Raw genomic sequence first — 21,814 nt, 5'->3', positions numbered from 1 at the left:
CCGTTCGACCTGTCCTAGCCTGCCCCGGCCCGGGCGGCCGCGCGACCCGTACCCTGGGCCCCATGCAGCTCCCGTCGGATCAGCAGGATCGGCACGACTACCCGTCGCACTGGGAAGCCGATGTGGTGCTGCGCGACGGAGGCACCGCCCGCATCAGGCCCATCACGGCCGAGGACGCGGACCGTCTGGTCAGCTTCTACGAACAGGTCTCGGACGAGTCGAAGTACTACCGCTTCTTCGCGCCCTATCCGCGGCTGTCCGCCAAGGACGTGCACCGCTTCACCCACCACGACCTGGTGGACCGGGTGGGACTCGCGGCCACCGTGGGCGGCGAGTTCATCGCCACCGTGCGCTACGACCGCATCGACGAGCGCGGCATGGCCGCCAGTGCGCCCGCCGACGAGGCCGAGGTCGCCTTCCTCGTGCAGGACGCCCACCAGGGCAGGGGGGTCGCCTCCACGCTCCTCGAACACATCGCGGCCGTCGCCAGGGAGCGCGGCATCCGCCGCTTCGCCGCCGAGGTGCTGCCGGCCAACAGCAAGATGATCAAGGTGTTCACGGACGCGGGCTACCAACAGAAGCGCAGCTTCGAGGACGGCGTCGTCCGTCTGGAGTTCGACCTGGAGCCCACCGACCGCTCGCTCGCCGTGCAGCGCGCCCGCGAACAGCGCGCCGAGGGACGGTCCGTGCAGCGGCTCCTCACGCCGGGGTCGGTCGCGGTGATCGGAGTGGGCCGGGCCCCCGGCGGGGTGGGCCGCAGCGTGCTGAGCAACCTCCAGGAGTCCGGTTTCACCGGGCGCCTGTACGCGGTGAACAGTGCCTTCGATGAGTACGACGACGAGGGCGAGGGCGCCGACATCGACGGCGTGCCCGCGCACCGCTCGGTCGCGGCCATCGCGGAGCCCGTGGACCTCGCAGTGATCGCCGTGCCCGCCGACCGCGTCCCACAGGCCGTCGCCGAGTGCGGGGAGCGCGGGGTGCGCGGCCTCGTGGTGCTGTCCGCCGGGTACGGGGAGAGCGGCGACGAGGGGCGCGAGCGGCAGCGTGAACTGGTGCGCCAAGCCCGGTCCTACGGCATGCGCATCATCGGGCCCAACGCCTTCGGCGTCATCAACACCTCTCCGGAGACGCGGCTCAACGCCTCGCTCGCCCCGCAGTCCCCCGCGCGGGGGCGGATCGGGCTGTTCACCCAGTCCGGCGCGATCGGCATCGCCCTGCTGTCCGGCCTGCACCGGCGGGGCGCGGGACTGTCCACGTTCGTCGGATCGGGCAACCGCGCGGACGTGTCCGGCAACGACCTCCTCCAGTACTGGTTCGAGGACCCGGACACCGACGTCACGCTGATGTACCTGGAGACGATCGGCAACCCGCGCAAGTTCACCCGCCTCGCACGGCGTTCGGCCACGGCCAAGCCGCTGGTCGTCGTCCAGGGCGCCCGGCACAGCGGCATCACGCCGACCGGCCACGCCGTGCAGGCGACCAGGCTGCCGCACGCGACGGTCTCGGCGCTGCTGCGGCAGGCGGGCGTCATCCGCGTCGACACCGTCACGGAGATGGTCGACGCAGGGCTGCTGCTCGCGGGGCAGCCGCTGCCGTCCGGGCCCCGGGTGGGCATCCTCGGGAACTCCGAGTCCCTCGGCCTCCTCACGTACGACGCGTGTGTCGCCGACGGGCTGCGGCCGCAGCGGCCGCGCGACCTCACGACCGGGGCCACCCCGGCGGACTTCCGCACCGCGCTCGCCGAGGCGCTGTCGGACGGCAGCTGCGACGCGGTGATCGTCAACGCCATCCCGTGGGTGGGGGAGGACGGCGCAACGACCGACCCCGAGTCGCTGGCCACGGAGCTGCGGGCCGCGGCGGCGGGGTGCCCGGCGAAGCCGGTGGCCGTGGTGCACGTGGAGCTGGGCGGCCTCGCCGAGGCACTGGCCGCCGCGACCAGCACGGGGCCCGACGCTCCCCTCCCGCCGACGGCCACCGATCCGACGCCCGCCACGGAGCCGCGTACGGTCCCTGAGCCGCCGAGTGCCCCCGACCCGACCACTGCTCCCGACCCGACCACAGCCCCCGAGCAGTACCGCATCCCCGCCTACCCGGCCGCCGAGCGAGCCGTACGTGCCCTCTCCGAAGCGGTCAAGTACGCGCAGTGGCGGCGTGAGGCCGCCGAGCCGGGGCGGGTGCACGAGTACGACGACATCGACGAGAGCGGCGCCGCGGGGCGCATCGAGGAGCTTCTCGCCGAGGACGGCGACCCGCGCGGTCTCACCCTCGCCCCGGCCGACGCCCACGAGCTGCTCGGGCGCTACGGCATCCGCGTACGACAGGCCCTGCCCGCGCCCGACCCCGACACGGCGGCGGCAGCCGCGCGGACCATCGGCTACCCCGTGGCCCTGAAGACCACGGCCCCGCACCTGCGCCACCGCGCCGACCTCGGCGGTGTGCGCCTCGACCTGGCCGACGAGGAGCAACTGCGCCGGGCGTACCAGGAGCTGACGGACGCCTTCGGCAAGCCCGTCGAGCTGCGGCCCGTCGTGCAGGGCATGGTGCCGCGCGGCGTCGACACCGTCGTGCGCGCGGTCATCGACCCGGCGGCCGGAGCGGTGCTCTCCTTCGGTCTCGCGGGCGCCGCCTCCGAGCTGCTCGGCGACACCGCCCACCGCCTCGTCCCGGTCACCGACCAGGAGGCGGGCTCCCTGATCCGGTCCATCCGGACCGCGCCGCTCCTGTTCGGCTGGCGCGGCTCCGCGCCCGTGGACACCCCGGCCCTCGAAGAGCTCCTCCAGCGGGTCTCCCGGCTCGTCGACGACCACCCCGAGGTGGTCGCCGTCTCCCTGGAGCCCGTAGTCGTCGCCCAGCGCGGCCTCTCGGTGCTCGACGCCTCCGTCCGGCTCGCGCCCCCGCCCGCCCGCGACGACCTGGGCCCGCGCACCCTTCCCGGCTACTGAGGCGCCTTCCAGGGCGCGCGGAGGCCCGGCACGGACACGGGAGCGTCCCGACCGTGACCGAGGCGGCCACGGGGCACCGTGCGCCCCGCGCCTGGCCGTAGGATGGACGGCATGGCAAAGACCGGTACGACGACCCAGGGGCTGCGCGCGGCGATCGAGCGCAGCGGCTACTACCCGGCCCTCGTGGCCGAGGCGGTGGAGGCCGCGATCGGCGGCGAGGCCATCGGGTCGTACCTGGTCCACCAGGAGACGACGTTCGACGCCAACGAAGTGCGTCGGCACGTCACCGTCCTCGTCCTGACCGGCACGCGCTTCATCGTCAGCCACACCGACGAGCAGGCGGCGGACAGCACCTCCCCGACGCCGTACGCGACGACCTCCACGGAGTCCGTCAAGATCGGCCGCATCTCCTCGGTCGTGGTCAGCCGCGTCGTCGCCAACCCCGAGAAGTACGTTCCCGGGACGCCGCCCCGCGAGGTCGTCCTGACCATCGGCTGGGGCGCCGTGTCGCGCATCGACCTGGAGCCCGCGGCCTGCGGCGACCCCAACTGCGAGGCGGACCACGGGTACACGGGCAGCTCGACCGCCGACGACCTGAGCCTGCGCGTCAGCGAGGCGGGCGACGGCCCCGACACCGTGCGGCAGACCCTCGCCTTCGCCCAGGCCCTGTCCGAGGCGACCGCGGACAACGCCCGCTGATGGCGCTTCCTTCCTGGGACGACGTACAACCGCTCGCCCTCGACACCGCTCCCGTGCCCGCGTACGGCACGGGCTCGCTGGCCGACCTGCTGCCCACGCTCGTCGCCCACCAGGGCGTCGACGGCTTCGCGCCCGCCATCCCCGAGCTCGCCCCGGCCGACCGGAGCTGCGTCTTCCTGATCGACGGCCTCGGCTGGGAGCAGCTCAAGGCGCACCAGGCCGAGGCGCCCTTCATGGCCTCGCTGCTGCAGAGCTCGCGCGGCGGCACGGGACGGCCCGTCACCGCGGGCTTCCCCGCCACCACGGCGACCTCGCTCGCCTCGGTCGGCACGGGCCTGCCGCCCGGCTCACACGGCCTGCCCGGGTACGCGGTCCGCAACCCGGCCACCGGCGAGCTGATGAACCAGCTCCGCTGGAACCCGTGGACCGACCCGCACGCCTGGCAGCCGTACCCCACCGTCTTCCAGCGCGCCCACGAAGCGGGCGTGCACACCGCACAGGTCTCGTCGCCGACCTTCGAGCACACCCCGCTCACCAAGGTCGCCCTGAGCGGCGGCACCTTCCGGGGCAGGCTCTCCGGAGAGGACCGCATGGACCTCGCCGCCAAGCAACTGGCCGCCGGGGACCGTTCGCTGGTCTATACGTACTACGCGGAAGTGGACGGCAAGGGGCACCGGTTCGGCGTCGACTCCGACGCCTGGCGGGGCCAGCTGATGTACGTGGACCGGCTCGTCCAGCGCCTCGCCGAGCAGCTCCCGCCGCGCAGCGCCCTGTACGTCACCGCGGACCACGGCATGATCGACATCCCCTTCGACGACGCGTCCCGCATCGACTTCGACGAGGACTGGGAGCTGCGCGCCGGTGTCGCCTCGCTCGGCGGCGAAGGCCGCGCCCGCCACGTCTACGCGGTGCCGGGCGCCGCGAACGACGTCCTGACGGTGTGGCGCGAGGTGCTCGGCGAGCAGTTCTGGGTTGCGGGACGCGACGAGGCGATCGCTGCAGGCTGGTTCGGTCCACACATTGATCAACGTGTGTACGAGCGCATCGGCGACGTCGTCGCCGCGGCCCACGACGACGTGGCGATCATCGCCTCGGAGCGTGAGCCCAAGGAGTCCGCCCTCGTCGGCATGCACGGCTCGATGACCCCCGTCGAGCAGCTCGTCCCGCTCCTCGAAGTACGCTCCTGACCGGGCGCCGCCCGCCCGCCTCCCCACCCACCCCGAAAGGTTCTCAACTCCCCATGCCCGAGCTGGTGTTCTTCTCCGGAACGATGGACTGCGGAAAGAGCACGCTGGCTCTGCAGATCGAGCACAACCGCTCCGCCCGCGGGCTCCAGGGGATGATCTTCACGCGGGACGACCGTGCGGGCGAGGGCAAGCTCTCCTCCCGGCTGGGCCTGGTGACCGACGCGATCGAGGCGGTGGACGACTTCGACTTCTACGCCCATCTCGTCGACCACCTGACGCAGGGCGGCCGCGCGGACTACGTGATCGTGGACGAGGCGCAGTTCCTGGACCCGGACCAGATCGACCAGCTTGCCAGGGTCGTCGACGACCTGGGCCTGGACGTCTTCGCCTTCGGCATCACCACGGACTTCCGCTCCAAGCTCTTCCCCGGCTCGCAGCGCCTGGTCGAGCTCGCCGACCGCGTCGAGGTGCTCCAGGTCGAGGCTCTGTGCTGGTGCGGCGCCCGCGCCACGCACAACGCCCGCACCATAGGCGGCGAGATGGTCGTCGAGGGTGCTCAGGTGGTGGTCGGGGACGTCAACCAGTCGCCGGACGAGGTGGGTTACGAAGTGCTGTGCCGTCGCCATCACCGGCGCAGGACGACGGCGGCGACCGCGCGCGCGGGTGCCCTGTCGCCCGACGTGCTGCCGGTCGACACGATCGCCGCCCGCGCCTGACTCAGGCGTCCGCCCGTGAACGTACGACGGTGAAGACCGCGCCCTCCGGGTCCGCGACCGTGGCCATCCGCCCGTAGGAGCCCTCCCAGGCGGGCTTGACGACATGGCCGCCGAGCTCGACCACCCGCTCCACGGCTTCGTCCACGTCGGCGACTTCGAAGTGCGTCATCCAGTGCGGCCCGCGGTCGCGCGGCAGCGCCTGCCCCAGGCCGTGCACGGAAGCGACAGGGCGGCCGTCCACGTGCAGCGTCACGTAGTCGAAGTCCGCCGAGACGACGGCCTCCACGGTGCAGTCGAAGACGTTTTCGTAGAACTTGACGACACTGCCCGTCTCCAGCGTCACCAGTTCGTTCCAGGTCGCCGTGCCGGGCCGGCCCGCGACCTCGGTGCCCAGATGGGCCGCCGCCTGCCAGATGCCGAACACGGCGCCCATCGGGTCCGACGCGATGGCCAGCCGCCCGGCCTCGCCCGCGTCGAGCGGGCCGACGCCGACCGTGCCGCCGCAGTGGCGCACCGCCTCCGCCGTCGCGTCCGCGTCGTCCGTCGCCAGGTAGGTCGTCCAGGCGATGGGCAGGTGGCGGTCGGCGGGCAGTCGGCCGATGCCCGCCACCTCGTGGCCGTCGAGCATGGCCCGGACGTACGGGCCGAGTTGCTCCGGACCCGGACTGAACTCCCACCCGAAGAGTGACCCGTAGAACTCCTGGGTCGCGGGCAGGTCGCGCGTCATCAGGCTCACCCAGCAGGGCGTACCGGGCTTGTACCGGCCGGTCCCCTCGCTGTCCTGCCGCACTTTCCCGAAGGGGTCCGACGAGCTCTGTCCAGACGAGCTCTGTTCGGGGGAGACCCCATTCGCCCGCGCCTCGGTCATCGTCACCCTCTCCTCGGCCTTCGTGTCGGCCGCTCGGTTTTTCATTCGAATGCGCGTGCGATAGCCGCGCGGACTCTCCAGCCCGTGCAGATGCTCGCACCGCCCGTCGCGCCGCGCGCCCCGGCCGCGCCGCAGTGGCCTGCTTCCCGCGGAAGATGCCCGATTTCTGGCTACTCATCCATGAACGTGCGATTGCCGGGCAGCGTCGATCCATCGAACAGGGCGTGCATGGTTCCGTACGCCCCGTGGTCGGGCGGTGTCCGGCGGAGCAGGGTAGCCGGACCTTGGCGGCACGACTACCCCGTACGCAAGGATGGGGCCATGAAAGCCATCATCTCCGCATCCGAACTCGCGAGCGAGCTGGCGGGCGAGAACCCGCCGGTCGTGCTCGACGTCCGCTGGCACCACGAGGGCTCCCTGCGCTCCGCGTACGAGGAAGGGCACATTCCGACGGCCGTCTTCATCGATCTGGACGCTGACCTGGCCGGTCCCGCCGGTGCCGGTGGCCGTCATCCCCTGCCCGACGTGGGTCGCTTCGGTGGCGTGATGAGGGCGGCCGGGGTCTCGCAGGACCGGGACGTCGTCGTGTACGACGGTGGCCAGAACTGGGCGGCGGCGCGTCTGTGGTGGATGCTCCGCTGGACGGGGCATGCGTCCGTTCGTGTCCTTGACGGCGGCATCGGGCTGTGGGCGGGGCCGCTGGAGCAGGGGGCGGGCACGGCCCCCGCCGAGGGCTCCTTCGCACCGGCCCCGAACAGCAAGGACCTGCTGGACGCGGACTCCGCCGCGGCCCTGGCCCGCTCCGGCCTGCTCCTGGACGCCCGCGCGGCAGAGCGCTACCGCGGCGAGATCGAGCCGATCGACAGCGTGGCCGGACACATCCCGGGCGCGGTCTCGGCGCCCACTACGGAGAACGTCGCTTCGGACGGCCGCTTCAGGCCCGCCGCCGAACTGGCCGACCGCTTCAAGGGGCTGGGCGCGGCCGACACCGCGGAGATCGGCGTCTACTGCGGCTCGGGCGTCTCCGGCGCCCACGAGGTGCTCGCCCTCGCCGTGGCGGGAATTCCCGCGGCGCTGTACGTCGGCTCGTGGTCGGAGTGGTCGGCCGACTCCGCGCGTCCCGTGGCCACGGGCGCGGACCCGCAGTAGAACGCGAACGGGACCCGCACCCAAGGGGTGCGGGTCCCGTTGTCCGACGACTGCCTGCTACTCCTGTTTCTTGCGGCGGGTGCCGAAGACGATCTCGTCCCAGCTGGGGACCGCCGCGCGTCGGCCCGGCCGTACGCCGTCGGCCTCCGCCTGGCGGTCCGTGGAGCCGACGAGACGGTCGCGGTGGCTCGCCACCGAGCGCGGCATGAGCACATCCGCATAGGCGGCGCCCGCACCGGCTGCTGCCGGGGGCTCCTCGGCTTCCGGCTCCTGCTCGGGCTCCTCCGTGACGGCAGGCGGCAGCTCCGCGGTGGCGGCCGATGGGCGCTCGGGCACCACCATGTCGCCGCGGAAGCTGGGCACCGCCTCCAGGAGGCTGGTCAGGGAGTCGCGCTCCTGCTCGGCGACCGCGGCGCCCGCTCCGATGCCCTCCTCCGGAGGGTCGAGGGGAGGCGCGGGGATGCTCGGACGGTCCAGCTGGCGGTCCAGGGCGCGGTCGAGCGGCCGGTCCACCGGGCGGTCCCGGGGGAGCCGTGCGATGCGCGGCACGAACGGGAAGCTGGGCTCGGGCGCGGCGATGTCGTCCGTCTCGCCGATCAGCGAACGTGCTTCGTCGTCCACGGCCTGGACGAGCCGCCGGGGCGGGTCGTACGTCCAGCACGCGGAGTGCGGCTCGGTCGCGACGCGGTAGACGAGCAGGACTTCCCAGGTGCCGTCGTCACGGCGCCAGGAGTCCCACTGGACGGTTTCCTTGTCGGCGCCCCGCAGCAGCAGCCGCTCCTGGACGGCCTCGCCGAGCTGAGGTCCGGTGTTCTCGCCGGGACGGCGGACGGGGGTCTTCCTGGCGCGCTCCGCCATGAAGGCGCGCTCGGCGAGCACGGGTCCTTCGAAGCGGCGGACGCGATCGACGGGGATGCCTGCGAGCTGGGCCACTTCTTCCGCGCTTGCACCGGCACGTATACGCGCCTGGATGTCGCGGGGGCGGAGGTGGCTCTCCACCTCGATTTCGATCTGTCCGAGTCGGGGCCTGTCGCCGCGGACGGCCGCACGCAGCCGCTCGTCGATCGGAAGCGTGTACTCCGTGCTGTCCGCAGCCTTCAGCACCAGCCGTGTGCCGTCGTTGCTGACGGCCACGACACGCAGTTCGGGCATGGGGACCTCCCGGGTGGTGCCTGCCGACGTCACGTGCGTCGCTGCTTCCGCTAGTCGAGTGTGGCCTGCCCGGGTGCAGCCTGCCACAACCTTGCCGAGTTGCCCGGCGTGTCGGGCAGGGGCCCTGGATCGCCGTTATGGCACGGTTACCTTTTCGCAACGCTAAGTGACGACGTTCGTCACCCTGTGCAGCGAGCCCCCCACCCGGCGGTCCTGGAAGGCCCCGGGCACCCTGGCGGGAGACCGGACCCAGGGCTCGCAACAGTACTCCATTCGGGCCACGCGGGTGGACCGCCGCGCCGCCGAACTTCTCGGGGGGACGGGAGTTGGCGGCCGCCCCTGCCTCGCCCTGCCCGTGTCCGGGTGGCGCACTTCACGGAAACAGCAGAAACGGAACTAATCACTTCGCCCATACGTCCCTGTCTCGTGTAGTCGGTCGCGAAAGGCAGGCAAGGGTCGGAGATGCGTGAAAAGCCGGATTCCGGCAAGGAGTCGAAGGACCAGGAGGAGCCGGAGGGCAAGCGGCGCCTCGATCTGAGCGTGCCGCAGGTGGCGGGGAGCGCCATCGCCGCGGTCGTGGCGGCGAAGCTCGCCTCGAACATCGGTGTCTACGGAACGATCCTCGGCGCCGGTGTCGTGAGCGCGATCGCGACCTGTGGCGGCACCGTTTTCCAGCACTTCTTCAGGCGCACGGGCGAGCAGATACGTGACGTCACGGTGCAGGCCAAGCCGAAGGCGCGGCAGGTACCTGTGACGGCCGCGGCGCAGGTGCCCGAGACGTTCAGAACCTCCGCCTACACGGGGGCCGTTGGTGCGACCGGGCCGGTGACCACGACGTGGGGGAGGCCACAGGCGGCCGCCCCCGACGCCGAGGCGACCTCGCTGTTGCCCACGGCCGCGGACGCGGATCCCACGGCGGATCCCACAACGGTGCTGCCTGCGGCGGGAACGGACCCCACGACGGTGCCGTCCCCTGCGGGGGACGCGGACGCCACGACGATGCTGCCCTCTGTGGCAGCCGGTGCCGGTGTCGATGCCGGTGCCGAGCGGACGCAACTCCTCGGGGCGGTCGACCCCACCCAGGCGTTGCCGCGCGACGACGCCACGCGCGTGCTCCGCACCACGGGTCCGGCCCAGGTGCCGGCGCCGACGACCGCCTTCGAACCCGCGCTCCCGCCGGACGAGTTCACCGAGGGCACCACACACCGCACGCAGATCCGCAGCTGGAAGCGGCCGTTGATCGCCGCGGCCGTCGTCTTCGGTGTCTCCATGGCGGGCATCACCACGTACGAGCTGGTCTCCGGCAAGGACCTGAGCGGCGGCGAGGGCACCACGATCAGCAACGGGGTCTCCGGGCGCAACTCCTCTCCGAAGAAGGAGTCCACGCCCGTCGACGAGCCCTCCGGGCAGCCTTCGGACGACGGCACGTCGGGCTCGGGTGACGGCTCCAAGGAGGGTGGCGACAACGCCTCGCAGGACCCGGACGGGACCGGCAACTCGGGCAACGGCACGGGCAACGGCAACGACTCCGGTTCCAAGGACGACACGGGCAAGGACAACGGCACCGATCCGGACAAGGGCAAGGACGACGGCGACGGCTCCGACTCCGGAGACGACGGTTCCAAGACGGACCCGACGCCCACGCCCACCCCGACCCCGACGCCCACGCCGTCGAAGGGATCGGGCACCGGCACCGACCCCCAGCAGGGCGGAACGCCCACTCCGTAGAGGTGGATCGGCGCCGGGTGAAGGTCAGGCGCCGAGGACCCGTCGCAGGTAGTCGTTGCCGAACAGCCGGTCCGGGTCGAGGCGGTCGCGCAGGGCGGTGAACTCGCCGAAGCGGGGGTACTCCTTGGAGAAGTACTCCGCGTCGCGCGTGTGCACCTTGCCCCAGTGCGGCCGCCCCTCGTGCGCGGTGAAGATCCGCTCGGCGGCCGTGAAGTACGCCTGGTACGGCGTGCCCCGGTACATGTGGACGGCGATGTACGCGGTCTCCCTGCCCGATGCCGTGGAGAGCGTGATGTCGTCGGCGGGCGCCGTGCGGACCTCCACGGGGAAACTGATCCGCAGCCGCGAGCGGTCCACCATCGACTTCAGCTCGCGCAGGGTCGACACGAGGGCGTCGCGCGGAACGGCATACTCCATCTCCATGAAGCGCACCCGGCGCGGGCTGGTGAAGACCTTGTAGGGGATGTCCGTGTACGTCCGCGCGGAGAGCGCCTTGCTGGAGATCTTGGCGATGCCGGGGATGGCGGCGGGGACGGCCCGGCCCAGGGAATTGACCACCTGGAAGAGGCCGTTGGAGAGCAGCTCGTCCTCCACGAAGGCGCTGACCCTGCCGGGCGGGGCCGCGGGGCCCGGACTGCGGTTGTTGCGCTTGGTGTTGCAGCTGCCGGTGTGCGGGAACCAGTAGAACTCGAAGTGCTCGTTCTCGGTGACGAGCGCGTCGAAGTCCGCGGTGACCTTGTCGAAGGTCATCGGCTCCTCGCGGGCCGTGAGGAAGAAGACCGGCTCCACGGCGAAGGTGATCGCGGTGATCACGCCGAGCGCGCCGAGTCCGACGCGTGCGGCGGCGAAGACGTCCGGGTTCTCGTCGGCCGAGCAGGTCAGGACCGTGCCGTCCGCGGTGACCAGTTCGAGGCCCGCGACCTGGGCGGCTATCGAGGCCGAGTCGCGGCCCGTGCCGTGCGTGCCGGTGCTGATGGCTCCGGAGACGGTCTGCTCCATGATGTCGCCCATGTTCGCGAGCGACAGGCCCTCACGGGCGAGCGCCGCGTTCAGGCGCTTCAGCGGGGTGCCGGCCTCCACGGTGACCGTGCCCGCCGCGCGGTCGATCCCGCGGATGCCGGTGAGCAGGTCGGGGCGGATGAGGAGGCCGTCGGTCGAGGCGGTCGACGTGAAGGAGTGGCCCGTGCCGACGGGCTTCGCCTTGAGGCCGTCGTCCTTGGCCCGGCGCAGCGCGGCCGCCAGTTCCTCGACCGAGGCGGGGGTGACCTCCCGGGCCGGTCGTGCGGTGACGTTGCCCGCCCAGTTACGCCACGTCGCTGTGCTCTTCCCGCTGCCCGTGCCCGTGCTCATGGGTCCCTCCCCGTTGCGGAACCGGCTGCTTCAGCCGGCGATACCCCAGGAATCCGACCGCGGCCGCGACGGCCCCGGAGATCCCCGGTACCCCGTACCCGGCCCCCGATCCCGCGGCGTCGATGACCCAGCCGGCCGCGGAGGAGCCGAGCGCGACGCCGACCGCGAGCCCCGTGCTCACCCACGTCATGCCCTCGGTCAGTTTCGCGCGTGGTACGTGCTGCTCGACGAGGGCCATCGTCGTGATCATCGTCGGTGCGATGGAGAGGCCCGCCACGAACAACGCCACGGCCAGAAACAGAAGGTTCCCGACCAGTTGAAGCGGGATCATACTCACGGCCATCGCACAGACGCCCAGCAGCCACCTGGGGGCGGGCGCCCCCTTGAAGTGCATGAGCCCGAAGGCCGCGCCCGCCAGACAGGAGCCGAGTGCATAGACGGCGAGGACCAGGCTTGCCGCGGACTTGTGGCCCTGGTCCTCCGCGTACGCCACGGTCACCACGTCGATCGACCCGAAGATCGCGCCGGTCGCGACGAAGGTGGCGACGAGCACCTGGAGGCCCCCGCTGCGGAGCGCCGACTCCCTGGTGTGGTGTTCACGCGGGTGCGGCACCGGCTCGGTGGCCTGCTGGGCCGTCAGCCAGAAGACGCCGACGGCGAGGAAGGCGCCCGCGAGCAGCGGTCCGGCCTCGGGGAACCACACCGTGGAGAGCCCGATCGAGACGATCGGACCGAAGATGAAGCAGACCTCGTCCACCACCGACTCGAAGGAGTACGCGGTGTGGATCTGCGGGGTGCCGTGGTAGAGCACGGCCCAGCGCGCCCGGATCATCGAGCCCACGCTCGGCACGCAGCCGACCAGCGCGGCGAAGACGAACAGCGTCCAGTCGGGCGCCTCGAACTTCGCGCAGAGCAACAGCCCCGCGACCGCGGTCAGGGACACCAGCGTCGCGGGGCGGAGCACCCGGCGCTGGCCGTACCGGTCGACGAGCCGGGAGATCTGCGGCCCGATCGCGGCGGCGGACAGCGCCACCGTCGCCGACAGCGCGCCCGCGAGGCCGTACCTGCCGGTCAGCTGGGACACCATGGTCACGATGCCGATGCCCATCATCGACAGCGGCATACGGCCGAGGAACCCGGCGGTGGAGAAGGCCTTGGTGCCGGGGGCGGCGAATATGGCGCGGTAGGGGCTTGGCACGTGGGACTCCGCTGAAACGCCGGGGCGGCTCCCGAAAGGACGGGCCCCGGTAAGGCATGAAGATGGTCGATACAGCTTACGGCTCCGGTGAGTCGTGGCGCACCGGGATTTTTCCGTACGGCGGAGGCCGTTTTCCGCCTGTCAGTGGCGGGTGGCAGGATCGGATACATGTCCGATGCGCTGGATCCCACTCCGTACGACGCCCTGCTGTTGCTCTCCTTCGGCGGCCCAGAAGGCCCGGACGACGTCGTCCCGTTCCTGGAGAACGTGACGCGCGGGCGCGGCATCCCCAAGGAGCGGCTCAAGGAGGTGGGGCAGCACTACTTCCTGTTCGACGGGGTCAGCCCCATCAACGACCAGAACCGCGCCCTGCTCGACGCCCTGCGCAAGGACTTCGCGGAGCACGGCCTCGACCTGCCGGTCTACTGGGGCAACCGCAACTGGGCGCCCTACCTGACCGACACCCTGCGCGAGCTGGTCACCGACGGCCACCGCCGCATCCTTGTCCTCGCCACCAGTGCGTACGCCTCGTACTCGGGCTGCAGGCAGTACCGCGAGAACCTCGCCGACTCCCTCGCCGCCCTGGAGGCCGAGGGCCTGGAGCCGCCGAAGATCGACAAGCTCCGGCACTACTTCAACCACCCGGGCTTCGTGCGCCCCATGATCGACGGCGTCCTGAAGTCCCTCGCCGACCTCCCCGACGACGTGCGGGACGGCGCGCACCTCGCCTTCACCACGCACTCGATCCCGGACGCGGCGGCGGACACCTCGGGCCCCGTCGAGGACCACGGCGACGGCGGTGCGTACGTCAAGCAGCACCTGGACGTGGCCCGCCTCATCGCCGACGTCGTCCACGACGAGACCGGCGTCGAGCACCCCTGGCAGCTCGTCTACCAGTCCCGCAGCGGCGCCCCGCACACCCCGTGGCTCGAGCCCGACATCTGCGACCACCTGGAGGAGCGGCACAGCGCCGGGGTCCCCGCGGTCGTCATGGTCCCCATCGGCTTCGTGTCGGACCACATGGAGGTCCTGTACGACCTCGACACCGAGGCCGAGGCCAAGGCGGCGGAGCTCGGCCTTCCGGTGCGCCGCTCGGCGACCGTCGGGGCCGACCCGCGATTCGCCGCGGCGATCAGGGAACTGGTCCTGGAGCGGGCCGCCGCCGAGAGCGGCACGCCCGTGGCCCCCTGCGCCCTGGGCTCCCTCGGCGCGAGCCACGACCTGTGCCCGGTGGGCTGCTGTCCCGCCCGCGCCCCGAAGCCCGCTGCCGCTGGCGCCGACAGCCCGTACGCGTAAGGACCTCGCCGTGACCGATGTGACCGACCCGACCGACCTCAAGGCAGAACTCCTCGCCGTCGCCCTGGAGGCCGCGCACCGCGCAGGGACCTTCCTGCGCGACGGACGCCCCGACGACCTGGGCGTGGCCGCCACCAAGTCCAGCGCCGTCGACGTCGTCACCGAGATGGACATCGCCTCCGAGAAGCTGATCACCGACTTCCTCGCCGAGCGCAGGCCGGCCGACGGCGTGCTCGGCGAGGAGGGCGCGAGCTCCGAGGGCAGCAGCGGCGTCCAGTGGGTCGTCGACCCCATCGACGGCACCGTGAACTACCTCTACGGACGCCCCGACTGGTCCGTGTCCATCGCCGCCCGCAAGGACGGCGAGACGCTCGTCGGGGTCGTGCACGCCCCGATGCGCGGGGAGACGTACCGCGCGGTCCTCGGACAGGGCGCCCACATCAACGACCTCCCCGCGCGCGTGCGCCCCGCCCCCTCCTTCGACCAGGCCCTGATCGGCACCGGCTTCGGCTACGTCGCCGAGCGCCGCGCCCAGCAGGCCGAGGTGGCGCGCCACCTGATCCCCAAGGTGCGGGACATCCGGCGCGGCGGGTCGGCGGCCATCGACCTGTGCGACGTCGCGGTGGGCCGCCTCGACGCGTACTACGAGCGGGGACTCAACCCCTGGGACTACGCGGCGGGCGACCTCGTCGCACGGGAAGCGGGCGCGCTGACCGGTGGCCGCCCCGGAGACGCCCTGTCGGGCGAGCTGACCGTCGCCGCCCCGCCCGCCCTCTTCGAGACGCTCCAGGGCCTCCTGGAGGACCTCGGCGCCTGGCACGACTGAGAAGACCCACGGCTGACAAGCACCACGCCTGAGAAGCACCACGACTACGAAGGCACACGGAAGGGCCCCGCACACCTGGACGAGGTGTGCGGGGCCCTTCCGCTTGGATCCGCTTGGATCCGTTTAGATCCTCGGGGCTCGGTCAGGCGTGGAGTGCGCCCACCTCGACACCGTGCTCGGCGGCCAGGCGGTGGAGATCTTCCAGCTCCGCCAGCTCGACCTCGGCAAGGAAGTCGTCTCCCGTCTCACGGGCCTTCGTGAGGTCGGATTCCGTGGCCTTTATGCGCTGCAGGAGACCTGCGGTGAATGCGTCCATGGTTGCGCCCCCTCGGCTGGGTCGTGGGTCGATGGCACGGGGGTGTGCCCTCTGAGAAGGGGCGATCACGTCTCAAGCCGCTCTGGGAAAGCGGTTCGTGGCGTGCCACATACAAAGCGTGATCGCGGGTGTAAGGCCGTCCTCCCCTGGCTCCCTTCCGCAGAAACCTCAACCGACGGAGAAAATCCCGCATTCCCCGCGCCCGATCATGACGGCAGGCCGCCTTACAGCCGGTTTATGGCCGAAAGGGGCAGGATGGAGGTCTACCCCAAGACAGATCTGCCCGAAGGGGCACAGAGGAAGGACAGCGACGTGCGCGTACTCGTCGTCGAGGACGAGCAACTGCTCGCCGATGCGGTGGCCACCGGACTGCGCCGGGAGGCCATGGCCGTCGACGTCGTGTACGACGGAGCGGCCGCCCTGGAGCGCATCGGCGTCAACGACTACGACGTCGTGGTGCTCGACCGGGACCTCCCGCTCGTCCACGGCGACGACGTCTGCCGCAAGATCGTCGAGCTCGGCATGCCGACCCGCGTCCTGATGCTCACCGCGTCGGGCGACGTCAGCGACCGCGTCGAGGGCCTGGAGATCGGCGCGGACGACTATCTCCCCAAGCCCTTCGCGTTCAGCGAGCTGACGGCACGCGTGCGTGCCCTCGGACGGCGTACCAGCGTGCCGCTGCCGCCCGTCCTGGAGCGCGCCGGGATCAAGCTCGACCCCAACCGCCGCGAGGTCTTCCGCGAGGGCAAGGAGATCCAGCTGGCTCCCAAGGAGTTCGCCGTCCTCGAAGTGCTGCTGCGCAGCGAGGGCGCGGTCGTCTCCGCGGAGCAGCTCCTGGAGAAGGCCTGGGACGAGAACACGGACCCGTTCACCAACGTCGTCCGGGTGACCGTCATGACCCTGCGCCGCAAGCTCGGTGAGCCCGCCGTCATCGTGACGGTGCCGGGCTCCGGCTACCGGATCTGACCGGCGGTGGCCGCGACCCCGGCGCCACCAGCCGCGCCCCCGAAGCCGACGTGGGACCCGAGGAAGGCCGAGCCGCCGTTCCCCTGGCTGCGCCCGACCATCCGCATACGGCTCACGCTGCTCTACGGCGGCATGTTCCTGATCGCGGGCATCCTGCTGCTCTCGATCATCTACTTGCTCGCCGCCCAGGCCCTGAACGTGGGCAGTGACCTGCCGTTCAGGGTGACCGGTGAGAGCACGGTGAGCAGCAAGACCTGCAGCAACTTCCACGTGCTCCCGGAGCGCCCCACCGAGGGGCAGCTGAACTCCGCGTTGAACGAGTGCGTCAACCAGATGCGCCAGAGCGCCCTCGACAACCTGCTCAGCCGCTCGCTGCTCGCGCTGCTCGGTCTCGCCGTGATCGCCTTCGCCTTCGGGTACGCGATGGCGGGCCGCGTGCTCTCGCCGCTCGGCCGGATCACGCGTACCGCCCGCAGGGTGGCCGGCACCGACCTGACCCGCCGCATCGAGCTGGACGGCCCGGACGACGAGTTGAAGGAGCTCTCGGACACCTTCGACGAGATGCTGGACCGCCTGGAGCGGGCCTTCACCGCCCAGCAGCGGTTCGTCGGCAATGCCTCGCACGAGCTGCGCACGCCCTTGGCGATCAATCGCACGCTCCTGGAGGTGAGCCTCTCCGATCCCGGGGCGCCGCCCGAGCTCCATCAGCTCGGCAAGACGCTGCTGGCCACCAACGAGCGCAGTGAGCAGCTCGTCGAGGGCCTGCTGCTGCTCGCCCGCAGCGACAACCAGATCGTGGAGCGGAAACCGGTCGATCTCGCCGAGGTCGCCAATCGCGCCGTCGACCAGGTGCGGGCCGAGGCCGACGCGAAGGGCGTGGAGATCCGCGGGGAGCGCGGCCTGGCCGTCGTGCAGGGCAATGGCGTCCTCCTGGAGCGGATCGCCCTGAACCTCGTCCAGAACGCCGTCAGGTACAACGTGCAGGACGAGGGCTGGGTCGAGGTGACCACGGAGGCCCAGCACGGCCAGGCGGTCCTGGTGGTGTCGAACACGGGCCCAGTGGTTCCCGCGTACGAGATCGACAACCTCTTCGAGCCGTTCAGGAGGCTGCGGACCGAGCGGACAGGCAGTGACAAGGGTGTGGGACTCGGCCTGTCGATCGCCCGGTCGGTGGCGCGGGCTCACGGGGGCCGTATCATCGCGGAGCCGCGTGAGGGGGGAGGGCTCGTGATGCGAGTCACCTTGCCTCTCTGAGATGCAGTCGCAGACGCGCCGACGTGTTCGCTTTGAGCGGAATTTTCGGGGGTCGACCCCGGGGGTGATGTGTGCGATCGATCACAGAGGCGATTTTTCGGCCATCTACTCTCCGTGATCGTGAAAGTCGTCGGAAAGCCGGGAAAATCCGGGTTTTCGGGAGTCTTGATCACGGGAAGTACACGGGGTGGCGCCCGTGAAGCGCGACATTCGGACCGTGTACGGTCCCGATCGCCACCCAACCGAACGCCTCTTCAGGGGTGCGGTTGGGTGTCGATTGAGTAACAGACCTTGATGTGAGGCAAAATCTCCGCCTCAGGTCGGGCACAAGTCCGGCCTCTCACGCGTTACGTGCGCTGGAGACACCCGCAGACACCCAGAGGGGGAGAGCGACATGGCAACGGACTACGACACCCCACGTAAGACCGACGATGACGTCAACGAGGACAGCATCGAGGAACTCAAGGCACGGCGGAACGACAAGTCGACCTCAGCGGTCGACGTCGACGAGTTCGAGGCCGCAGAGGGCCTCGAGCTGCCCGGCGCCGACCTTTCGAACGAGGAGCTCGCGGTCCGCGTGCTCCCGAAGCAGCAGGACGAGTTCACCTGCATGAGCTGCTTCCTGGTGCACCACCGCAGCCAGCTGGCCAAGGAGAAGAACGGCCAGCCGATCTGCCGCGACTGCGACTGAGGCGGGGTCGGCCGTGACTGGCTCGACCCCGTTCCGGAAGCGCCGCTTCCGCAAGCGCGGAGCGGACGAAGCCGGCGTCCCGGACGCCGGCGCACGTGACGACGGGCGAGGCTCTTCCACAGACGGAGCAGCCTCGCTCGAACCGGCGAACACCCTTGAGGTGGTGCCGGACGCGACGGCGGCCGACAAGGCCCCCAGGACCCCTTGGAGCGCCACTGAGGCCGGGTCCAGGGGCAGCCGTGTTGCCGCCGTCACGCACGGGGTGAAGGAAGGCGTGCGCAAGGGCGGGCGCGGCGCCAAGGCCGGCATCGGATATCTCGCCGACCGGCTCATCGAGAACGCCCCGCGGATCCCGGTCCGCGATCTCGCGACCCTCCGCAAGCAGTTCCCGGGCCTCGGCCCCGAGCAGCTCGCGGACAAGCTCATCGCGGGCGCCGCCAACGCCACGTCCACCGTGGGCGCGGGAGTGGGCGCCGCCGCGATGATGCCGGTGCCGCCCGCGATGCCCGCCGAGCTCGCGGCGGAGATCACCGGCGTCGCCGCCATCGAACTCAAGCTGATCGCCGAGCTGCACGAGGTCTTCGGCCTGCGGCCGGAAGGCAACCTCAAGCAGCGCAGCACCGCTTATCTGAACTCCTGGTCGCAGGAACGCGGCATCGAGGTCACCAAACCTGCGACCTTCAACGCCGCGCTGGGCGGCCAGATGAAGCGCGAGCTCCGGCAGCAGATCATGAAGCGGATGGTCCGGAACCTGCCGAACCTGATGCCCTTCATGGTCGGCGCCGCGGTCGGAGCGGTCATGAACCGCCGGGACACCAAGAAGCTCGCCGGCCGCATCCGGCGGGACCTGAGCAAGAACCAGGTGCCGTGGGACGAGCTGCCCGAGCTGCCGCCCCTGGAGAAGCCTGCCGACCCGCTGCGCATGGGGGAGATCCCCAAGGAGCTGGGCCGCTGAGCTACGCGGCGCTCTCCCGCACCGCGTCCAGGGCCGCCGCCAGAGCCTCGGGGTTGCGCGTCGAGACGTACACGTACGGAGTCGGGTCCTCGGGATCCGTGATGTCCACGCGCAGGGCCGTGGGGATGTAGGCGCGCAGCAGCATGTACGCGCGCGGGTCGGCCTTGTACGAGCGCCAGGCGCGCGTCTCCTCGCCCGTCAGGATCTCCGCGTCACCCAGGGCGGACACCGGGATCTTCGCGTCGCCCGCGACCAGCGAGCCCGCCACCACGCGGATCCGCACACCGCCGTAGGCGCTGGTGACGACCGCGGCGACGGCCGTGCCGCCGACCAGACCGCCGAGGAGCGGCAGGGTGCCGAACGGCAGCAGGATCAGGGCCATCGCGACGCCCACCAGGGCCGAGGCGAACCACCACGAACGGGGCGCGGTGAGGCGTTCTTCGTAAGGCTGCATGGAACCAAGCTTGGCACGGTGCGGTGACCGCGCTGACGCGGAGGTAAGGTCTGCGCCTGTGAGTGGTACATCTGCAGCTCTGACGCCCCCGGCCGACGCCATAGCGCCCGTCCGCCACCCCGACGCACCCGCCCCCGGCGAGCTCATCGGTGCTCACTACGAGCACTGTTTCGGCTGTGGCGAGGGACAGGCGCACGGGCTGCACCTCGCGGCGCGGGCCGGCGAGGGCGTGGCGGTCACCGCCGAGTTCACCGTGCGCGAGGCGCACCAGGGCGCCCCGGGCCTCGCCCACGGCGGGGTCCTCGCCACCGCGCTCGACGAGACGCTGGGCTCGCTGAACTGGCTGCTGCGCGTGATCGCCGTGACCGGGCGCCTCGAGACCGACTTCGTGCGGCCCGTTCCGCTGGGCACCGTGCTGTTCCTGGAGGCCGAGGTCACCGCCGTCGCGGGACGGAAGATCTACTCGACCGCCACCGGGCGCATCGGCGGCCCCGAAGGCCCCGTCGCGGTCCGTGCCGACGCCCTCTTCATCGAGGTGAAGGTCGAGCACTTCATCGACAACGGCCGCCCGGAGGAGATCCAGGCGGCCATGAACAACCCGGACCAGATCAGGCGCGCCCGCGCCTTCGAGGTGAATCCCTGATGCCCTTCCAGGAGCTGGACGTACTCATCAGGCGCGTCGACCCCGAGGTGCCGCTGCCCGCGTACGCGCAGCCCGGTGACGCGGGTGCCGATCTGCGGACGACGGAATCCTGTGAACTGGTGCCCGGTGAGCGGGTGGTTCTGCCCACCGGGGTGTCGATCGCCCTCCCGGAGGGGTACGCGGCCTTCGTGCACCCCCGTTCGGGGCTCGCGGCCCGCTGCGGTGTCGCCCTGGTGAATGCCCCGGGGACGGTGGATGCCGGGTACCGTGGGGAGATCAAGGTGATCGTGGTGAATCTCGACCCGCGCGAGGCCGTGCGGTTCGAGCGTTTCGACCGGATTGCCCAACTGGTCGTCCAGCAGGTCGAGAAGGTCCGCTTCCAGGAGGTGGCGGAGCTTCCCGTATCGGCGCGGGCCGAGGGGGGCTTCGGGTCCACCGGCGGCCATGCCGCCGTGGGCAGCGGTCCGGGCATCGGCCCGGGCGAACAAACGGGTGGGAATCGATACGCATCGGTCGTATCCGACCGGGAAGGACAGTGACGTGTTCGGACGTCGCAAGAAGGACAGTGCCGCCGAGGACGCGGCGGGCGCGGACGAGCAGGTCGTCGACGGCGTGGAAAGTCACGAGTCCGCCGACTCCGGCGCCGCACGGTCGCGCGTGAGGCTCGAGCCGGAGCCCCGCCCCGACGGTCCCTGGGACCTCGCGGAGGTCCGTGAGCCCGGCGAGGGCCGGGTGGACCTCGGCGGGCTCTTCGTGCCCGGCGTCGAGGGCATGGAGCTGCGGGTGGAGGTCGCGGGCGACGCGATCGTCGCGGCCACCGTCGTGCTCCAGGACAGCGCCATCCAGCTGCAGGGCTTCGCCGCCCCCAAGAAGGAGGGCATCTGGGGCGAGGTCCGCGAGGAGATCGCCTCGGGCATCACCCAGCAGGGCGGTGTCATCGACGAGGTCGAGGGCGCTCTCGGCTGGGAGCTGCGCGCGCAGGTGCCGGTGCAGCTGCCGGACGGCACGGGTGGGGTGCAGGTCGTGCGCTTCATCGGCGTCGACGGTCCGCGCTGGTTCCTGCGCGGTGTGATCTCCGGCCAGGGTGCGGTGCAGCCGCAGGCCGCGGGTCTGCTCGAGCAGATCTTCCGGGACACCGTCGTCGTGCGCGGCGAGGGCCCGATGGCGCCGCGCGACCCGATCGTCCTGAAGCTGCCGGACGACGCGCAGATGGTCGCCGAGGGCGTCCAGCAGGAGCAGCAGGAGGGCTCGCGCTTCTCGGGCGGCATGGGGCAGCTCCAGCGCGGCCCCGAGATCACCGAGGTGCGCTGACCCTCCGGGTGCCGCCCGCTGCGCGCTGACCGCGCCTCAACTGCTCTGTGGCCCGTGGTGGTTCCGGTTCGTCCGGACCATTGCGGGCCACATTTGCGTGCGCCCATACTGTG

21 protein-coding genes are annotated in these 21,814 nt (G+C 71.5%); 15 read left to right on the top strand and 6 right to left on the bottom strand.

Features of this window, described 5'->3' with window-relative positions; all coding sequences use genetic code 11:
* Positions 1–62: 62 nt before the first annotated feature.
* The 4 genes from ABZV77_RS03765 (at position 63) to ABZV77_RS03750 (ending at position 5,544) form a co-directional block, all read left to right on the top strand.
* Positions 63–2,942, top strand: a complete 2,880-nt coding sequence (locus ABZV77_RS03765) for a GNAT family N-acetyltransferase (protein ID WP_356249871.1) — start codon at positions 63–65, stop codon at positions 2,940–2,942.
* Positions 2,943–3,053: 111 nt separating this feature from the next.
* Positions 3,054–3,641, top strand: coding sequence for a DUF5998 family protein (locus tag ABZV77_RS03760; RefSeq protein ID WP_055569569.1), 588 nt, complete (start codon positions 3,054–3,056; stop codon positions 3,639–3,641).
* Positions 3,641–4,828, top strand: coding sequence for a nucleotide pyrophosphatase/phosphodiesterase family protein (locus ABZV77_RS03755; RefSeq protein WP_356249869.1), 1,188 nt, complete (start codon positions 3,641–3,643; stop codon positions 4,826–4,828). The genes ABZV77_RS03760 and ABZV77_RS03755 overlap by 1 nt, the downstream gene beginning before the upstream one ends.
* Before the next feature lie 53 nt (positions 4,829–4,881).
* Positions 4,882–5,544 (top strand): thymidine kinase, encoded by a 663-nt coding sequence (locus ABZV77_RS03750; protein ID WP_356249867.1) that lies wholly within the window; start codon positions 4,882–4,884, stop codon positions 5,542–5,544.
* A gap of 1 nt (position 5,545) precedes the next feature.
* On the opposite strand, the gene ABZV77_RS03745 is transcribed toward ABZV77_RS03750, so the two are convergent.
* Positions 5,546–6,271 carry a VOC family protein gene (locus ABZV77_RS03745; RefSeq protein WP_356250184.1) on the bottom strand — a complete coding sequence of 242 codons (726 nt, stop codon included), beginning with the start codon at positions 6,269–6,271 and terminating at the stop codon, positions 5,546–5,548.
* A gap of 462 nt (positions 6,272–6,733) precedes the next feature.
* Between ABZV77_RS03745 and ABZV77_RS03740 the strand changes: the two genes are divergently transcribed.
* Positions 6,734–7,561: a sulfurtransferase gene (locus tag ABZV77_RS03740; RefSeq protein ID WP_356249865.1), complete on the top strand. Its 828-nt coding sequence runs from the start codon at positions 6,734–6,736 to the stop codon at positions 7,559–7,561.
* A gap of 57 nt (positions 7,562–7,618) precedes the next feature.
* Here the strand turns inward: ABZV77_RS03740 and sepH are convergent, their stop codons facing one another.
* Entirely contained in the window at positions 7,619–8,713 is a 1,095-nt protein-coding gene (gene sepH, locus ABZV77_RS03735) for a septation protein SepH (RefSeq protein ID WP_356249863.1), read from the bottom strand.
* A gap of 462 nt (positions 8,714–9,175) precedes the next feature.
* On the opposite strand from sepH, the gene ABZV77_RS03730 reads away from it, so the two are divergent.
* Positions 9,176–10,441, top strand: coding sequence for a hypothetical protein (locus tag ABZV77_RS03730; protein WP_356249861.1), 1,266 nt, complete (start codon positions 9,176–9,178; stop codon positions 10,439–10,441).
* A 24-nt stretch (positions 10,442–10,465) separates the two neighbouring features.
* Here ABZV77_RS03730 and ABZV77_RS03725 read toward each other — a convergent pair whose 3' ends face one another.
* Entirely contained in the window at positions 10,466–11,791 is a 1,326-nt protein-coding gene (locus ABZV77_RS03725) for a D-arabinono-1,4-lactone oxidase (protein ID WP_356249859.1), read from the bottom strand.
* On the bottom strand, positions 11,745–12,989 hold the full coding sequence (locus ABZV77_RS03720) for an MFS transporter (RefSeq protein ID WP_356249857.1): 1,245 nt from the start codon (positions 12,987–12,989) through the stop codon (positions 11,745–11,747). The genes ABZV77_RS03725 and ABZV77_RS03720 overlap by 47 nt, the downstream gene beginning before the upstream one ends.
* A 168-nt stretch (positions 12,990–13,157) precedes the next feature.
* Here ABZV77_RS03720 and ABZV77_RS03715 point away from each other — a divergent pair, with 168 nt between their 5' ends.
* Entirely contained in the window at positions 13,158–14,285 is a 1,128-nt protein-coding gene (locus ABZV77_RS03715; protein WP_356249855.1) for a ferrochelatase, read from the top strand.
* A gap of 10 nt (positions 14,286–14,295) precedes the next feature.
* Complete coding sequence (locus ABZV77_RS03710; RefSeq protein ID WP_356249853.1) at positions 14,296–15,111, top strand: inositol monophosphatase family protein; 816 nt, start codon at positions 14,296–14,298, stop codon at positions 15,109–15,111.
* 142 nt (positions 15,112–15,253) lie between these two features.
* Here ABZV77_RS03710 and ABZV77_RS03705 read toward each other — a convergent pair whose 3' ends face one another.
* Positions 15,254–15,427, bottom strand: coding sequence for a hypothetical protein (locus tag ABZV77_RS03705; RefSeq protein ID WP_190329462.1), 174 nt, complete (start codon positions 15,425–15,427; stop codon positions 15,254–15,256).
* 312 nt (positions 15,428–15,739) lie between these two features.
* On the opposite strand from ABZV77_RS03705, the gene ABZV77_RS03700 reads away from it, so the two are divergent.
* The 4 genes from ABZV77_RS03700 (at position 15,740) to ABZV77_RS03685 (ending at position 19,293) form a co-directional block, all read left to right on the top strand.
* Positions 15,740–16,393 (top strand): response regulator transcription factor, encoded by a 654-nt coding sequence (locus ABZV77_RS03700; protein WP_055563081.1) that lies wholly within the window; start codon positions 15,740–15,742, stop codon positions 16,391–16,393.
* Positions 16,394–16,399: 6 nt separating this feature from the next.
* Positions 16,400–17,647, top strand: a complete 1,248-nt coding sequence (locus ABZV77_RS03695; RefSeq protein WP_356249850.1) for a HAMP domain-containing sensor histidine kinase — start codon at positions 16,400–16,402, stop codon at positions 17,645–17,647.
* A gap of 394 nt (positions 17,648–18,041) precedes the next feature.
* Positions 18,042–18,338, top strand: a complete 297-nt coding sequence (locus ABZV77_RS03690; protein WP_055563079.1) for a DUF4193 domain-containing protein — start codon at positions 18,042–18,044, stop codon at positions 18,336–18,338.
* A 13-nt stretch (positions 18,339–18,351) separates the two neighbouring features.
* Complete coding sequence (locus ABZV77_RS03685; RefSeq protein ID WP_356249846.1) at positions 18,352–19,293, top strand: hypothetical protein; 942 nt, start codon at positions 18,352–18,354, stop codon at positions 19,291–19,293.
* A gap of 1 nt (position 19,294) precedes the next feature.
* On the opposite strand, the gene ABZV77_RS03680 is transcribed toward ABZV77_RS03685, so the two are convergent.
* Positions 19,295–19,747 carry a DUF3093 domain-containing protein gene (locus tag ABZV77_RS03680; protein ID WP_356249844.1) on the bottom strand — a complete coding sequence of 151 codons (453 nt, stop codon included), beginning with the start codon at positions 19,745–19,747 and terminating at the stop codon, positions 19,295–19,297.
* 58 nt (positions 19,748–19,805) lie between these two features.
* On the opposite strand from ABZV77_RS03680, the gene ABZV77_RS03675 reads away from it, so the two are divergent.
* Genes ABZV77_RS03675 through ABZV77_RS03665 form a run of 3 tightly spaced genes read left to right on the top strand, consistent with a single transcriptional unit; the run spans position 19,806 to position 21,701 of the window.
* Positions 19,806–20,390: a PaaI family thioesterase gene (locus ABZV77_RS03675; RefSeq protein ID WP_356249842.1), complete on the top strand. Its 585-nt coding sequence runs from the start codon at positions 19,806–19,808 to the stop codon at positions 20,388–20,390.
* Complete coding sequence (dut, locus tag ABZV77_RS03670; RefSeq protein WP_356249840.1) at positions 20,390–20,929, top strand: dUTP diphosphatase; 540 nt, start codon at positions 20,390–20,392, stop codon at positions 20,927–20,929. Before ABZV77_RS03675 ends, dut begins: the two co-directional genes overlap by 1 nt.
* A 1-nt stretch (position 20,930) precedes the next feature.
* Positions 20,931–21,701, top strand: a complete 771-nt coding sequence (locus tag ABZV77_RS03665; protein ID WP_356249838.1) for a DUF3710 domain-containing protein — start codon at positions 20,931–20,933, stop codon at positions 21,699–21,701.
* The last annotated feature ends 113 nt before the right edge of the window (positions 21,702–21,814 follow it).

It is taken from the genome of Streptomyces sp. NPDC004732 (assembly GCF_040609235.1).
GTDB lineage: Bacteria > Actinomycetota > Actinomycetes > Streptomycetales > Streptomycetaceae > Streptomyces.
Note: the sequence above shows the minus strand (reverse complement) of the source record. Positions and strands in the feature narration are given on the sequence as shown.